A 14,157-nucleotide genomic window follows, 5' to 3' on the forward strand; every position below is an offset into this window, starting at 1 on the left:
TTCACCAAAGGAGTTTATATAATGAGCCATCTCCACACGCTAAAACAAATTTCCCAGACATTAAATGCCGAGAATGACTTAAAACGTATGCTTGATAACGTGTTGCACACATTGCTTGCGGAGCTCGATTTTTCGAGTGGCTGGATTTTTTTAATTGACCAAATGGGAAACCATACCCTTTATGCTGCAAGCGGCATTCCGCCAGGACTTTCACGAAAAAATTGCACCCCGTTAAAAGAGGGCGGTTGCTGGTGCAAAAACCAATTCCTACATGGGACATTGGAACGGGCTGTTAATATGATTGAATGCCAACGTTTGGAACGGGCGATTGAACGAGGCTGGGGCGAAACAAACGGCATTACCCATCACGCTACAGTTCCCATCTATGCAGGTGAAGAGCCACTTGGCATCTTAAACGTGGCCCATCCCCAAAAACACCATTATGCACAAGATGAACTGGAGTTGTTAGAACTCATTGCTTTGCAAATCGGAACAGCGATCAAACGTGTGGAGCTTGTTGCCTTTGAAGCGGAACAGGCTGAATTGAATGAACGGCAACGCCTATCCCAGGATCTCCATGATTCAGTCAACCAATTGCTTTTTTCCGTTAACATGACGTTGCAAGGGATGGCTATTCGGACAAAAGACGAGGAAATGAAAGAGAAAATGTCTGACGTTTCCAAATTAGTTAGCGCCGCATTAGGTGAGCTTCGGGCCATTATACGAGGCCATTCAGGAGAGGAATTAGAGGCTGGACTGGCACAAGCAGTCGAACAGTACAGCCGCTTAATCGGCATTTCTGTACGCCTCCTCCTTCCTACTGAGGTTGACTGGCCAGCAAAAACAGAGTTAGCTACTTACCGAATCATCCAAGAAGCATTAAACAATTGTAAAAAACATGCTGGCGTGAAAGAAGCAACGATTTCTTTAACAAAAGCACAAGGGGAATGGCTTTTAACCATTTCTGATCAAGGCGAAGGCTTTGAAACAAACCATGTTAGCCGCAGACAAGGACTTGATTCAATCCGCAAACGGGCAAAAGAACTAGGCGGGCAGGCGTTATTGATATCAGCACCAGGGAGTGGCACGACGTGGGAAATTCGCTTTCCTGATAAAAAGGGGGAAAAGGAATGAGAATTTTGCTAGCTGACGACCACCATGTTGTCCGTAAAGGGCTTGCCTATTTCTTAGAAGCCCATCCCGACATTGAGATTGTTGCTGAAGCAAGCAATGGCGAAGAAGCGGTAGCATTGTACGAACGCCACCGCCCCGACATTCTGTTAATGGACATTGACATGCCAGTCATGGATGGTATTCAGGCGACACACGTCATATTACGCAATCATCCACAGGCAAAAGTGTTTATGTTGTCAGGCTATGGAGAAAAAGACTTTGTGATCCAAGCACTGCAAGCAGGAGCTTGTGGCTATCAGCTAAAAGATGTGGAACCTGATGTGTTGATCTACACGATTCAGGCCGCTAATAGCGGGGAACTTCCTCTTGACCCCCGGATTATGAAGCATGTGCTTACCCATGTCGCGCGCTCGGCCAATTCTGTCGCTGACAAAGTGAACCGTTTGACAGACAGGGAAGTCGACGTGCTGAAAGAAATTAGCACTGGCAAGAGCAATAAAGAAATCGCAGCTGCGCTGTTTATTTCCGAGAAAACGGTAAAGACCCATGTTTCCAATCTCCTTGGCAAATTGGAGCTTCAGGATCGGACGCAAGCTGCGTTGTTTGCGATCCAAGCAGGGATTGCTAAGCCCATTTCATTTTTGGATGAACAATAAATTCCACTTCTTCCCCATTTGGATGGACAAAATAAAGCGACTCTTCGTCTCGATTAAGGAGAAACCGCTCGGTAAGCGCAAAGCCGCGTTTTTTGGTATTTTCCAGCACAGCAAACGCTTCATGATCGGCTAAAGAAAAAGCGAGATGGAGCGTTTGCCCTTCCAGTTCTGTTTCCACGAGTTCCAGTGTGAACGGCCCTTTTCGGAAAAAGGCAAAGCGCTCCTCGCCCGTACTTATACACCATTCCCACCTGAAGCCTAGCGTTGCTACATAATAAGGCCAGGCTGCCTGTAAATCAGCGACAGCCAGGCCTAGATGATGGATCTTCACGACCGCTCCTGCCTCATTAATAAATTCATGTCGCCGAACTCATGCCACAAATAACGCTTTGCAACCGCTTCCTTATAAATAGCTTTTACCCCTTCTTCACCGGCAAAAGTTTGCAACAAATCAATATGACTTGCTTCTTGTTCGTGAAAACCTGTCAACAACCCATCGACGGCGGTCAGCTTGCTTGTACGGGAAAGATAGAGTGACGTTACCCCAGCTTGCGGAATGATAGTATTGCCATCGCTTGCTGTTTCTAGAGCACGGACGACTGTCGTTCCAACAGCGATCACCCGTCCTCCATTCGCTTTGGCGTCGTTTATGATTGCCGCCTGCTCATCTTCAATGGAGAATGCTTCCGGATGGAGTGCTGGATTCGGCCATTTGTCGTCGCCATAATAGCTTAAACCGGCATGAAGGGTTACAAAAGCAAGGCGAATGCCGTGTTTTTGTAAATGGGCAAGCATGCGCCACGTAAATGCCCGTCCAGCAGAAGGCATTTCGACCGAACCAGGAATGCTAGCGTAGACCGTTTGGTAATCTTGCAATGGCCAAGAGCGGGCCACATGCTCATAGCGAATCACATCCCCTTGCCTATAAAGCTCGCGGAGGAGCCGGCTGGAACTACAGGAAAAAACAAGCCTGACTAACGGCGGCTCTGTCCCAGGGCCTGTTACAAGTGCCTTTAGCCCATGCATAAACTCAAGCTTCTTGCTGCTTTCCCCTAGAATAAGCCCATCCCAAGTGCCGTCTTCAACTTCACGGGACAAACGGACACGGATGCCATCAACTGTTTTTAGTTCAGCCGGGATCGTACGACTATTATTAAACACGAGCACGTCGCCCGCTTCCAGCTGATGAGCTAATTGTGAAAATCCCCCGTGTACGATTCGTCCACTGTCACTCCAATACGTCAGCAAACGAACACCGTCCCGCATTTGCCCCCGTTTCTCAGGAGGCGTGTCTGCATCTAGCCGCTTTTCTGTCGGAATCAACATCATCGCTCCCCCTCTTTCTGTTGGTGGACGATCGCTTCTTCACGGCTGCCGTTTGCGGCTCCTTCCTCAATTAAATAGTCAAAGACAGCCAAACGCTTTTGTGGTGGATCAAGGAAGTAATCGCAATCAGGCAGCGCTTGGGCGTGCATATCTGTATCCATTTCGCCAGGATCGACGAGATGGAAACGAACGTTGCTGTCAGCAACTTCATCGGCCCACGTCTGTACCATGCCCTCGACTGCAAACTTGGAAATGCCGTAGGCACCCCACTCAGCAAACCCTGTCTTTCCTGCTTCTGAAGTGAGCGTAATGACAATGCCACTATCACGGGCAAGCATTGTCGGCAAAATTTGCTTTGTAAGGAAATACGGAATAAGTGTATTTGTTAACAATACCTCTTGAAAAGCGGCATCTGGATAATCAAGCAACAAGCTTGGTCCAGGCCCGAAAATCGACGCATTGTTAATCAACACATCCACTTTTTTATACCGTGCCAGCGTAAGGGCAGCAAAACGCTCCGCATCTTCAGCCTTCGCCATATCACCTGCTACCGCGACGACCGGTATGTTTTCAGCCTGCAGCGCCGAGGCGAGCTGCACTAAGTCATCCTCCGTCCGTGCTGTCACAGCAAGAGCGTACCCCTTTCTTCCGTAATGCCAAGCTAAAGCACGGCCCAGCCCTTTTGTTGCTCCCGTAATCATTACAATCGTTGCCATTGCTATCCCTCCCTAAGATGTATACTCTCATCTTAAGAAAACGGGCCTCCTCCTGCTTCAGCAGGCAGGTGTAAATGTGGTTCCACCTTTCGTTCTGTCGCGCATACATCTTTTGGTGTATAAAAAATAGGTTCGCCTAAGTTCTATTGTTCGTCTCGGCTGACAAGCGTTTCTATCCGCCTGAATATGGAGAGGTATTAATCAAGGTTTAGTCCTATTGGAAGTAATCGGATAAATGGTATAATTTTAAAACTCTTTGTGTGAGTGATACTCAGTACAAATACTAATTAAAGAAAGGTACGTTCACAAATGGAGAATTTACTTCGCGTTAAGACAAGGCAAGAATTAAGAGATTGGCTTGAGGAACATTCAACTACAGAAAAATGTTGTTGGATAATTGTAAGCATGGCGGAACAACCAAATGTTATCCAGTATGTAGATGCTGTGGAAGAAGCATTATGTGTTGGTTGGATTGATGGTATAAAAAAGAAAATATCAGATACTGAACTAGCTCAAAGGCTTTCCCCGAGAAAAAAGAACAGTCATTGGACAGAATTAAACAAAGAAAGAGTACGGAGATTAGACAAATTAGGTTTGATGAGAGAAGAAGGAATGAAAGCACTCCCCGATATGCGACCTGAATCTTTTACAATTGATAAAGATATAGAATCTCGTTTGAAAGAAGAGGAGCAATTATATCAGAACTTTATTCATTTTCCTGAACTATACAGAAGGATTCGAATCGATACGATACAAAGTTATCGAAATGAACCGGACACGTTCAATAAGCGATTGAAAAAGTTTATTGAACATACAAGAGAAAATAACATGTACGGTCAATGGAATGACAACGGTCGCTTAATCGATTATTGAGGAAAGGAACGTACAATTGAAATTAGAACGTTTGATATCGATCATATTCAAGCTCCTAAACAATGAGATTTTGTCCGCTTCTCGTTTAGCTGATGAATTTCAAGTATCATCGCGAACGATTTATAGAGACATTGAAGCCATTTGTGCGGCTGGGATACCAGTCGTTTCATACCAAGGCACGAACGGTGGGTTCGGTATCATCAAAGGGTATAAATTTGATAAAAGTTTAATCGGTTCCTATGACCTATCGAATCTCATTACGGTGCTTCGTAGTTTATCGGGTATTTTTGAAGATAAAACAATTGACCATACGATTGAAAGGCTAAAATCACTCGATCCAAGTGGAAACAATGGAATTTTATCAGTTGACTTAGAAAGCCATCGAACAGAAGCACATTCATTAATCGGTCTGCGAAATGCGATACAAGAAAAAAGGATCATTCGCTTTGATTATGTAAGTAGTAAAAACGAATGGACATCACGGGAAATAGAGCCTATTCACATTCAATATAAGTTTCGCAACTGGTATTTATATGGCTACTGCAAAGAACGGGGCAACTATAGAGAATTTAGAGTATCACGTATGATGAATATTACGCTGACAGAAAAAACATTTACCAAAAATCACGACGTGAAAAGGGATACATCTTTTTCAGCTAAAAATCTAGAACGATTTGAGGATGTTGTCATTTGGGTAAGTCGCGATTCCTTAGTAGAAGTGTTGGACCAATTCCAGCATGCTTCAAAAGTTAAGAACAGTGATGGAAGTATGACGTTTACCATTTCTGTGTATCAACCTTTGCATGCTCGATGGTTAAAATCGATTCTTTTAAGCTTTGGCAGCGGCGTTAAAATTGTCAAACCTGTGGAATTACAAACGGTTTTAGTAGATGAGGCAAAAAAAATAATAAATGTTTATCGAGATGTATGACAGGCTGTTGTCATACATCTTTTTTTATACTACAGCTATCAACCGTTAAGGAGTCGATCTGAAAAATGAACCATGCAAAAAAGATGTACCACTATCATATTTGGGCGAATCACGTATTACTGGAAAAAATGAACGAATTGCCAAGCAATGTCCTATACGATGAGGTGCGCAGTTCGTATCCGACGATTGCCCAAACGTTTAGCCACATTTATGTCGTAGATGCAATGTGGCTCGCCGTCCTAAAAGGAATCGATATGCAAGAAGCACTGGAAGAATCGATCGCCCTTGTCGAAAAAACGAATCGATACTCTATAGACGAATTTATTCAGTCTTTTGAACAACTAGCTTCACAGTATGACGAGTGGATGAATCGCCAAAAAGACTTAGAACAAAAAATACAAGTGAATAATCCATGGTCTGGCGCTAGAGAAACGGCTTACGCAGAAATTTTACTCCATGTTGCCAATCATGGCACGTATCATCGAGGCAACATCACAACCATGTTAAGGCAACAAGGGTATGCTTCGACAATGACTGACTTCTCCTTGTATTGGTACCAAAGCTAGGCACAAAAAAAGGTTGGCAGCGAAACGCCGCCAACCCTTTTTTTGTTAATGAGCATATTGCAAAAATTGCGTACGGATCGCGTGGGCGACGCCGTCCTCATTATTGGAAGTTGTGACGATATCTGCAGCGGCTTTTAGCTCTGGTATACTATTTTCCATCGCTATGCCGCAGCCAGCATATTCGATCATCGACAAGTCATTGCCGTTGTCGCCGATGCACATCACTTCTTCACGCTCAAATCCAAGCTTTTCAGCAAGATGTTTGACCGCATTGCCTTTGCTGACGAGTGGATGGAGAATTTCATAAAAAAACGGCGCGCTCTTGACCATGGAATAACGTTCCTTTACAGCAGCTGGAATTGCGGCAATCGCCTGATCCAGTTTTTCAGGTTCATCTATATACATCACTTTTGGCACGAGTATCGAAGGATCTGCTTCCTTTACTGGACAATAACGCAACGGAACTTTTGTCAGAAACGACTCATACACCGTATAAGGGCTAATGTCTCGGTCTCCAGTGTAAAGCCGCTTATCGTCAAAATAATGCATAGGCGTATTTAACGTTTTTGCCAGTTCGTCTAACTCGACTAAATCATTATAGCGGAGCGTATGTGAAACAACGACTTGATTGGTATGCGTATCTTGTACAAGCGCCCCATTGTAGGCGATCACATAGTCGCCCTTTTGGTTCAATTCCAACTCGTGCAAATAGCGGGTGACGCCACCTAAAGGACGCCCTGTACAAAGAACGATTGTCGCTCCCGCTTGGCGTGCTTCTAAAAGCGCCTTTTTCACTTCCGGTGTCACTTCATGATGGTCATTCAACAACGTCCCATCCATATCAATCGCAATCAATTTGTACATATTTTCCACTCCTACGCTTCTCTCTTTTCGATATGCCTCCTTGGGAGATTCCCTTTCCCAAGCAAGGGGTTACTGGAACAGCGTACTCACCGATTGCTCCCGATGAACTCGGTAAATTGCTTCCGCCAATAGCGGAGCAATTGAAAGTACAGTCAAGTTCCCAACCTTTTTATCGTCGTCTAATTCAATCGTGTTGGTGACGACAATCTCTTTAATTGGCGCCATTTGCAACCGTTCAATTGCCGGCCCTGTCAAAACAGGATGGGTACAACAGGCATAAATCGCACTCACTTTGTTTTCTTGCAACGCATTGGCCGCTAATGTCACAGTGGCCGCCGTATCAATCAAATCATCTACAATAATCGCTTCCCTTCCCTCTGTGTCGCCGACAACGTTCACAGCTTGTGGAAACCCTGGTTCTGGGTGGCGTTTATCGATAAAGGCAATTGGCGCATCCAAATATTCTGCTAATCGCCGCGCACGGCCAAGCCCAGAATGATTTGGCGCCACAATTACAGGTTGCTTAAGCGCTTTGTTTAGGAAATATCGCGCTAAAAGTGGCAGCCCTTGAAGTGGGTCAACAGGGATATTAAAGAACCCTTGAATTTGCGGGGCATGCAGATCAACCGTTAAAATCCGGTCTGCCCCTGCCGTCTCTAGCAAGTTGGCAACCAGTTTGGCTGCAATCGGCTCACGTGCCCGAGCTTTGCGGTCTTGGCGAGCATAGCCAAAATAGGGAATAACCACATTGATTTCTTTTGCAGACGCCCGCTTTAGCGCATCGATCATAATCAATAGTTCCATTACGTGTTCATTGCCAGGTTGTGATGTTGATTGAACGACAAACACTTTTGAACCGCGGACACTTTCCTCGATATTGATTTGCACCTCGCCGTCGCTAAAGCGTTTAACCGAACTTTTTCCAACTGCACAACCGAGCAAAGAAGCGATTTCATTTGTCAGCAATGGATTGGAGTGAACGGTGAACAGCTTAAACTTCTTTTTGTCAATAGAATAACCCACATGCATCCCTCCGCACTGTGTCTCACATTCGATTTTAGCCTACTTTGCCGCGAAGCACAATGTGGCGTCATTTTTATGCGGCGAAAGACAGCGAAACCAAGGAACGAAAAAAACTGCCGACCTCTCCCTACATAAGGGAAGGTCGGCAAGTATGGTTCTTAAAACCCTCTTGTGGTCATTGTTAGTGGCAACGCCTCTGGCTGTGCACAACTACTCTTCATATAATAAGAGCGCTCATTTTCTGATGAGGCAAGGACGCCATGCATAGCTTCAAGGACATGGTAAGCCATGCGCCCATTTGCGCGGTGCGGACGACGTTCTTGAATGGCATGAACCATATCAAGCACGCCGAGGCCACGGCTGTTGTCTTGGAAGCCATAAATGAGCGGAACTTCTTGAAACTCTTGTTCTCCTTGCCTCTTCACATAAACGGGCCCGCCAAATGTATTCGGGTCAGGCAAAAGCAACGACCCTGTTGTGCCGTGTACTTCTAAGTTCGGCGTCTTTGAGCCCCATACATCAAAGCTTGTAACGAGCGTGGCGATTGCCCCATTTTCAAAATCAAGCACACTGGCTAAATGGGTTGGCGTCTCCACCGATATCGTATCACCAAATTTTGGCGCAGACGTGATCATTCTTTCTGTATATGCCTTGCCAGCCGAAGCTGTCAGACGCTTAATTGGGCCAAGCAAAGAGATCAGCGCAGTTAAATAGTACGGGCCCATGTCAAACATTGGACCAGCCCCGACTTTATAAAAGAAGTCGGGATTTGGGTGCCAGCTTTCTGGGCCATGGCTCATCATAAATCCGTTTGCCGAAACCGGTTTTCCAATCCAGCCGTCATCAATTAGTTTTTTACACGTTTGCAAACCGCCGCCAAGAAATGTATCAGGAGCAGCCCCTAACAGCAGCCCTTTTTCGTCGGCAAGCGCTTGCAGTTCATCTGCTTCCTCAAGCGTTAGCGCTAATGGTTTTTCGCCATATGAATGTTTGCCCGCTTCAAGCGCCCGTTTATGGACGACATAGTGGGCAGACGGCGTAGTTAAATTAATAACGATGTCAATGTCTTGATTGGCAAAAAAATCATCCATTTCCATTGCTTCCACGCCACTGTAGCGGTCCGCCTGCTTCATTGCTTGCGCAAAATTCAAGTCAGTACAAGCAATAATCTCAATTGCATCAAATCGGTTATTCATTTGAAAATAAATATCACTAATATTCCCACAACCGACAATGCCTGCCTTTAACGCTTTCATGTCACCACTCTCCCTTCAGTCCACCACATTATAGCGCTTTCATTCTATTTCGTAAATGAAAAATAGCAACCTATTTCAGATTCTATTTCAGATTTCGTTGCGATTAAGGCAAATGGACAAGCATCAGCTGGATGGGTTGTGGCAGTTTTAAACCCACCTAGTCCTTACCGTGAATTGAATAAAGAGGAAATCCATAAAACTCCTCTGTTTAGCTAACGATCTAATGTACCCTGAAATATTTTGCTGGTAGAAATTTGTTGATCTTCTATCGTATCGTATGAACCTTCAAACCAGTTCATGGGCTGTATAGCCTACTCCCTTGTAAATTGTGTTGTATTCTCCATTTTAACAATACATCAATATAGGGTTCTCCATAAATAAAACGTTGCATAGGCTTCCCAATTTGTCCAAGCGGCAGCATACTGTTTGATTTCTTTTTTTGTTGGTTTTGTTTCGGATTCTGTGAGTAGCTTAATTACATTATGCAAACCGACATCATCGATTGGAAAAGCGGTAGGAAATCGCAAACAGCGCATCAGAACATAATTGGCTGTCCAAGGACCGATGCCTCGTATTTGAATTAAGTTTTTTTCAGCATCTTTAAAGTCCATTTTTATTAATTTTTCCTTCGACAATTCTCCACTTGCCATAAGCTTGGCAATTCCAATGATATATTCACTTTTTTTTACCGTCATTTTAATACCTGCTAGGTCGGTAGGTGTTAACTGTGCAATTCGTTCGTACGGTGGGAATACCCAATACTTTTTACCATTCCATTCGATGGAATCGCCAAATCCTTCTACAAATTGCTTCTTTAATGAGTATGCAAACGCTAAGTTAATTTGCTGCCCTAGAACACCCCAACATAAAGCCTCAAATAAATCGGGAATGCCGACGACTCGCAATCCATAAAATGTTTCAACCGTCTTTTTAAGTAATGGATCTGCTTTTGCCATTTCATAAAATGGGGTTAAATCGGTATTAAGATCAAACCATTCATGAATATATTTTACAATTTTTTCTCGTTGCCACTCTTCGCTAGGTCTAGAATCATTTAAAAACTGGACAACCATTTGTTTATTATCAATGACGCTTATCTGTATCAAGGACCGAATTTCCCCAATGGCTATCATTCTTGTAATGTGATCGTTCTCAGTTTCATACATACATTCATTTTTTTCTCTTTTTAGATAGCCTAGGTTAGCATTCATGTCAAACTCTTCAGGTAATGCAATAATCATCTCATCGTTGATTTCATGCCATGTCACTTTTTCATCTCCTCTCTTTATGACTATTACCAAGAAAACTCACACTGATTGAAGTTCACTTTATCACATAATAATCAGTACTGATTTTGTTATCTTGCTATTACATTCTAAACACCTTATATTTTTTTATTTATAAGGTTATAGTGTTAGGTATTAAAGATGCTAAAAAGAAAAGGAATAGTCATACAGAACCGCAATTAAAAGGGGATATTGTAAAAAGAGGTGAAAGGAATGCCGGATCGTATCAATCATCCATTTCAACAGAGTCATGGTCACGGCGTTTTGACTGACGAGAACATGATGACAAATGAAAAGTGGCAAGCAATTATAGACAATGATGCCTCGTACAATAATCAATTTTTCTATGCCGTAAAAACCACCAGGATCTTCTGTAAACCGTCATGCAAATCCCGCGTTCCTAAAAAAGAAAATGTACGTATTTTTTCAAACGCAAAACAAGCGCTCGATGCAAATTTCCGCCCTTGTAAACGTTGCAAGCCTACGAATGAGAGCTTGCCTGATCGTGAATGGGTAGCTCTTATAACGGAATACATTGATAAAAACTTCAGTGAAAAGTTAACTCTAGAAACGTTAGCAGATATTGCTCACGGGAGTCCCTATCATTTGCATCGTACGTTTAAAAAAATGAAAGGCATCACACCAGTCGAATATATCCAACAGGTTCGATTAAACGCTGCTAAAGAGTATTTGATTCGCACAAATAAAGCGATTGCGGATATCGCCATAAGTGTAGGTATGCCTAACACGTCCTATTTTATTACTTTATTTAAAAAGAAAATGGGACATACACCAGCACAATTCCGTCAAATCAGTAAAATGGAGGAACGGTAAAATGGAATCAAACAACAAACCAATCCTTTATTGGTCTTTGCTAACGTTTAGAGATTTGAATTTTTATATTGCTTCCACATCTAAGGGACTTGTGTTTGTTGGCTCACCGAACAAACCATTCGAGGAATTGTCCGAATGGGCTAAGAAGCGCTTTAGCAGAAGTCCTTTGGTGGAAGCAGCTGAAAAGCTTGAGCCCTATGCGGTTGAAATCACCGAGTATTTAGAAGGAAAACGGAAAACCTTTACGGTTTCATTTGATTACGATGGAACAGCATTCCAGCTTGCAGTCTGGAACGCACTTTGTGCAATTCCGTACGGACAAACTAGGTCCTATTCCGACATTGCCAATTCTATAAATAAACCAGCAGCCGTTCGAGCTGTAGGGGCGGCGATTGGAGCGAATCCAGTATTAATCACCGTACCATGTCATCGTGTAGTAGGAAAAAATGGATCATTAACTGGCTACCGCGGTGGATTCGAAATGAAGACACGGCTTTTGGATTTGGAAAGACAAGGCTTATCGAGCAATGAGTGATTAGTGAAAGGAGGTTCCGTCACGGGAATCCTAGCCCTACCGTAAATTAGGTAGAGTGGAATAAAACAAAAAAATCGCCGCTCTAATTTTGCGGGAATGACTGTATAATCACTTGTTCGAATACTTGTTCATCCAATTCTTAATATCACCATCATCATACATGTATTCTCCAGGGGCCAATAGCGTATCTAGGCCTGAGACAGTCTTTAGAAACCTGCAAACAGTTAAATCCGTTACAGGGTAATCGTCTGTCACCACATATTTGGAGGCCCAGTCAGCCACTTCTTCTTTTGTAAGTTTATTTTGTAGCACAAGCTCCAGTTTATCAATAATCTCTTGTTTAGCAGGTTCTCTCATTTTCTTTACCACCTTTCGATCCTGTATTTCCCCTTAGCGACTTTGAGGGGAATCATTTTAGGTAAGTCCAAAAAGTAACCCTGTAACCATTGAAAAAGAACCTAGCATGATATACATGCCTTTAAACTCTTTTATTTTTTGGGCTAAAGATAAATGTTCGTTTACTACATAAATATGTTGAAACTGAAATCCATTCAATTTTGGTCCAGCTATGTAACAAACGAAGCAAGTAGCTAAAATAAAGACAATAATGGAAATGAGCTCATATGACCGGCCACTCAATAAAAGTGTTCCAGTATACACAATGATAAATAAGCCAATCATATACAGAGGCATAAACACAAATGCTAAAAGCTTGTTTTTTTTGTTTAATTTTCGATCTGCCAAGTGCTAACACTTCCTTTATCGGTCATATAGCCAACCAAAAACCCCCGGCGAGGAACATCTTCGTAATCAGTCATATGAGCCTTTCCGTTTGTATCAACTTCTATATACACTTTGGTATCCCATGTTTCCCCTTCATCAATACTTATCCATAGAATACGTTCTTCTGTACCAACAAAAGAAACAGTTCATGTCTCTATATTAAAATAAAAGCGAATAGGTTTATAGTTGATGTTTAAAACAAATTCCGTCTCGAATATAGATGAACCTCTTGGTTTCGCGATAAAAGAACTTATCGCTGATGCAAAATCAATACCCGAATCGCAATACCTAGCGATTGCCGCATATCCTAGTCCTTAAACCGTGAATTTGGTAAAGTGAGATAAACAAGCACCCCTGCTTTAATTCAGCAGGGATGCTTAAATTCGTGTATGCACTCTTAATTTCAGAAGTGAAATTGGGATTAACCGTAAATCCCCATTATTATCGGTGCAACTGTAAAAATAATAAAAATGCCTTTAAACTTTTCCACTTTCTCTCGAATGGTTAAATCTCCATTCTCTATGTAAATATTATCAAACTCAAATGCGTTGAAAACTGGATTACATATAAAACAAACGAAAAATGTCACAAGAAGAAACCCCACAAAACTCCATATACCGTTTCCTCCGCTTATATTAAAAGAAAACAAATATCCAATCGTAAACATCACACTTTGGTATAACGGAAGTAACACAAATGCAATAAATCGATTCTTTGGTGTTAGTTTAGCTATTTTCTCCTTCATGGGTATTGGCCCCCTCTTTAATTACAAAACCCAGTCGGACAAAACGTTCGATAACACTTGTCACAATGTTTGCGATGAATAGTTAAACGATAGTGTCCCATGGGCAAGAAACGCTTTAGGAAAATTATTCTTTAGAAAAGAGCCCCCGCTGTTAGCCCCAGCGAGGGATGCTTATAATTCCCATTTTAAATCAAGTTAAAATATCCCTGTCCATAAACCGAAAATAAAAGAAAAAAGAGTGAATGCTATATAAACCGCTTTAAACTTCTTCATTTTTTCCTTTAGACTTAATTCCCCATTCACAACATATATGTCATAGAAGTCGAAAGCATTGAAAATTGGGTTTAGTATGGCACAAATCACAAATACTCCTATTATGAATGCGACGATCGCGATTGAATCATACCATTTTCTAGCTATCTCAAGGCCCACTGTATAGCCTATTAAAAAGACGATGATCATATAAAGCGGCAATAGAACAAAAGCAATAAGCTTGTTTTTTCGGCTTAATTTGATTTCTTTTCCATTTATGTTTTTCATGAATCCCCAATCCATTGCTTTATTGTTTTATCATAGAGCCATCCTATGAGTCCTTCTGGTGATCTATCTTCGTAATCTGTCATTGTTGC

18 protein-coding genes are annotated in these 14,157 nt (G+C 42.5%); 7 read left to right on the forward strand and 11 right to left on the reverse strand.

The window, feature by feature from the left end; translation table 11 throughout:
- Window positions 1–21: 21 nt before the first annotated feature.
- Both V5G21_RS04275 and V5G21_RS04280 read left to right on the forward strand, forming a co-directional pair.
- Window positions 22–1,134 carry a GAF domain-containing sensor histidine kinase gene (locus V5G21_RS04275; protein WP_011247983.1) on the forward strand — a complete coding sequence of 371 codons (1,113 nt, stop codon included), beginning with the start codon at window positions 22–24 and terminating at the stop codon, window positions 1,132–1,134.
- Window positions 1,131–1,790, forward strand: coding sequence for a response regulator (locus V5G21_RS04280; RefSeq protein WP_011247984.1), 660 nt, complete (start codon window positions 1,131–1,133; stop codon window positions 1,788–1,790). Before V5G21_RS04275 ends, V5G21_RS04280 begins: the two co-directional genes overlap by 4 nt.
- On the opposite strand, the gene V5G21_RS04285 is transcribed toward V5G21_RS04280, so the two are convergent.
- From V5G21_RS04285 to V5G21_RS04295, 3 genes are read right to left on the reverse strand one after another with little or no spacing between them, the layout of a single operon-like run.
- On the reverse strand, window positions 1,759–2,121 hold the full coding sequence (locus V5G21_RS04285; protein WP_011247985.1) for a VOC family protein: 363 nt from the start codon (window positions 2,119–2,121) through the stop codon (window positions 1,759–1,761). The two genes, V5G21_RS04280 and V5G21_RS04285, sit on opposite strands and share 32 nt — an antisense overlap.
- Entirely contained in the window at window positions 2,118–3,116 is a 999-nt protein-coding gene (locus V5G21_RS04290) for an S-adenosylmethionine:tRNA ribosyltransferase-isomerase (RefSeq protein ID WP_011247986.1), read from the reverse strand. Before V5G21_RS04290 ends, V5G21_RS04285 begins: the two co-directional genes overlap by 4 nt.
- Window positions 3,116–3,832 carry an SDR family NAD(P)-dependent oxidoreductase gene (locus V5G21_RS04295; RefSeq protein WP_011247987.1) on the reverse strand — a complete coding sequence of 239 codons (717 nt, stop codon included), beginning with the start codon at window positions 3,830–3,832 and terminating at the stop codon, window positions 3,116–3,118. The genes V5G21_RS04290 and V5G21_RS04295 overlap by 1 nt, the downstream gene beginning before the upstream one ends.
- Before the next feature lie 309 nt (window positions 3,833–4,141).
- Between V5G21_RS04295 and V5G21_RS04300 the strand changes: the two genes are divergently transcribed.
- From V5G21_RS04300 to V5G21_RS04310, 3 genes are all read left to right on the forward strand, one after another.
- Window positions 4,142–4,705, forward strand: a complete 564-nt coding sequence (locus V5G21_RS04300) for a YdeI/OmpD-associated family protein (protein ID WP_338465242.1) — start codon at window positions 4,142–4,144, stop codon at window positions 4,703–4,705.
- Window positions 4,706–4,721: 16 nt separating this feature from the next.
- Window positions 4,722–5,636, forward strand: a complete 915-nt coding sequence (locus tag V5G21_RS04305) for a helix-turn-helix transcriptional regulator (protein WP_063608550.1) — start codon at window positions 4,722–4,724, stop codon at window positions 5,634–5,636.
- Between the two features lie 65 nt (window positions 5,637–5,701).
- Window positions 5,702–6,202 (forward strand): DinB family protein, encoded by a 501-nt coding sequence (locus V5G21_RS04310; protein WP_011247990.1) that lies wholly within the window; start codon window positions 5,702–5,704, stop codon window positions 6,200–6,202.
- 45 nt (window positions 6,203–6,247) lie between these two features.
- Here the strand turns inward: V5G21_RS04310 and yidA are convergent, their stop codons facing one another.
- The 4 genes from yidA to V5G21_RS04330 form a co-directional block, all read right to left on the reverse strand.
- Window positions 6,248–7,066 (reverse strand): sugar-phosphatase, encoded by an 819-nt coding sequence (yidA, locus tag V5G21_RS04315; protein WP_063608552.1) that lies wholly within the window; start codon window positions 7,064–7,066, stop codon window positions 6,248–6,250.
- Window positions 7,067–7,135: 69 nt separating this feature from the next.
- A complete protein-coding gene (locus V5G21_RS04320; protein ID WP_011247992.1) occupies window positions 7,136–8,089 on the reverse strand; it encodes a ribose-phosphate diphosphokinase in 954 nt (317 codons plus the stop codon).
- 158 nt (window positions 8,090–8,247) lie between these two features.
- Window positions 8,248–9,345 (reverse strand): Gfo/Idh/MocA family protein, encoded by a 1,098-nt coding sequence (locus tag V5G21_RS04325; RefSeq protein ID WP_338465243.1) that lies wholly within the window; start codon window positions 9,343–9,345, stop codon window positions 8,248–8,250.
- 356 nt (window positions 9,346–9,701) lie between these two features.
- The gene (locus V5G21_RS04330; RefSeq protein ID WP_338465244.1) at window positions 9,702–10,613 is read right to left on the reverse strand and encodes a DNA-3-methyladenine glycosylase; all 912 of its coding nucleotides are present in this window, start codon (window positions 10,611–10,613) and stop codon (window positions 9,702–9,704) included.
- A gap of 231 nt (window positions 10,614–10,844) precedes the next feature.
- Between V5G21_RS04330 and V5G21_RS04335 the strand changes: the two genes are divergently transcribed.
- Window positions 10,845–11,465, forward strand: a complete 621-nt coding sequence (locus V5G21_RS04335) for a bifunctional transcriptional activator/DNA repair enzyme AdaA (protein ID WP_338465245.1) — start codon at window positions 10,845–10,847, stop codon at window positions 11,463–11,465.
- A gap of 1 nt (window position 11,466) precedes the next feature.
- Window positions 11,467–12,000 carry a methylated-DNA--[protein]-cysteine S-methyltransferase gene (gene adaB / locus V5G21_RS04340; protein ID WP_011247996.1) on the forward strand — a complete coding sequence of 178 codons (534 nt, stop codon included), beginning with the start codon at window positions 11,467–11,469 and terminating at the stop codon, window positions 11,998–12,000.
- A 108-nt stretch (window positions 12,001–12,108) separates the two neighbouring features.
- Here adaB and V5G21_RS04345 read toward each other — a convergent pair whose 3' ends face one another.
- The 4 genes from V5G21_RS04345 to V5G21_RS04360 form a co-directional block, all read right to left on the reverse strand.
- Window positions 12,109–12,357: a hypothetical protein gene (locus tag V5G21_RS04345; protein ID WP_035202827.1), complete on the reverse strand. Its 249-nt coding sequence runs from the start codon at window positions 12,355–12,357 to the stop codon at window positions 12,109–12,111.
- Window positions 12,358–12,414: 57 nt separating this feature from the next.
- Window positions 12,415–12,744, reverse strand: coding sequence for a hypothetical protein (locus V5G21_RS04350; RefSeq protein ID WP_095237397.1), 330 nt, complete (start codon window positions 12,742–12,744; stop codon window positions 12,415–12,417).
- Between the two features lie 460 nt (window positions 12,745–13,204).
- Window positions 13,205–13,528: a hypothetical protein gene (locus V5G21_RS04355; RefSeq protein WP_035202829.1), complete on the reverse strand. Its 324-nt coding sequence runs from the start codon at window positions 13,526–13,528 to the stop codon at window positions 13,205–13,207.
- A 195-nt stretch (window positions 13,529–13,723) separates the two neighbouring features.
- Window positions 13,724–14,068, reverse strand: a complete 345-nt coding sequence (locus V5G21_RS04360; protein WP_304450546.1) for a hypothetical protein — start codon at window positions 14,066–14,068, stop codon at window positions 13,724–13,726.
- Window positions 14,069–14,157 lie beyond the last annotated feature (89 nt).

This window comes from Shouchella rhizosphaerae, from assembly GCF_036700015.1.
GTDB lineage: Bacteria > Bacillota > Bacilli > Bacillales > Bacillaceae_D > Shouchella > Shouchella rhizosphaerae.

Bases quoted from the DNA above. Each gene is read 5' to 3' on its own strand.
- V5G21_RS04275 (WP_011247983.1), top strand. From the start codon at position 22: ATGAGCCATCTCCACACGCTAAAACAAATTTCCCAGACATTAAATGCC.
- V5G21_RS04280 (WP_011247984.1), top strand. From the start codon at position 1,131: ATGAGAATTTTGCTAGCTGACGACCACCATGTTGTCCGTAAAGGGCTT.
- V5G21_RS04290 (WP_011247986.1), bottom strand. From the start codon at position 3,116: ATGTTGATTCCGACAGAAAAGCGGCTAGATGCAGACACGCCTCCTGAG.
- V5G21_RS04295 (WP_011247987.1), bottom strand. From the start codon at position 3,832: ATGGCAACGATTGTAATGATTACGGGAGCAACAAAAGGGCTGGGCCGT.
- V5G21_RS04300 (WP_338465242.1), top strand. From the start codon at position 4,142: ATGGAGAATTTACTTCGCGTTAAGACAAGGCAAGAATTAAGAGATTGG.
- V5G21_RS04310 (WP_011247990.1), top strand. From the start codon at position 5,702: ATGAACCATGCAAAAAAGATGTACCACTATCATATTTGGGCGAATCAC.
- yidA (WP_063608552.1), bottom strand. From the start codon at position 7,066: ATGTACAAATTGATTGCGATTGATATGGATGGGACGTTGTTGAATGAC.
- V5G21_RS04325 (WP_338465243.1), bottom strand. From the start codon at position 9,345: ATGAAAGCGTTAAAGGCAGGCATTGTCGGTTGTGGGAATATTAGTGAT.
- V5G21_RS04335 (WP_338465245.1), top strand. From the start codon at position 10,845: ATGCCGGATCGTATCAATCATCCATTTCAACAGAGTCATGGTCACGGC.
- adaB (WP_011247996.1), top strand. From the start codon at position 11,467: ATGGAATCAAACAACAAACCAATCCTTTATTGGTCTTTGCTAACGTTT.
- V5G21_RS04345 (WP_035202827.1), bottom strand. From the start codon at position 12,357: ATGAGAGAACCTGCTAAACAAGAGATTATTGATAAACTGGAGCTTGTG.
- V5G21_RS04355 (WP_035202829.1), bottom strand. From the start codon at position 13,528: ATGAAGGAGAAAATAGCTAAACTAACACCAAAGAATCGATTTATTGCA.
- V5G21_RS04360 (WP_304450546.1), bottom strand. From the start codon at position 14,068: ATGAAAAACATAAATGGAAAAGAAATCAAATTAAGCCGAAAAAACAAG.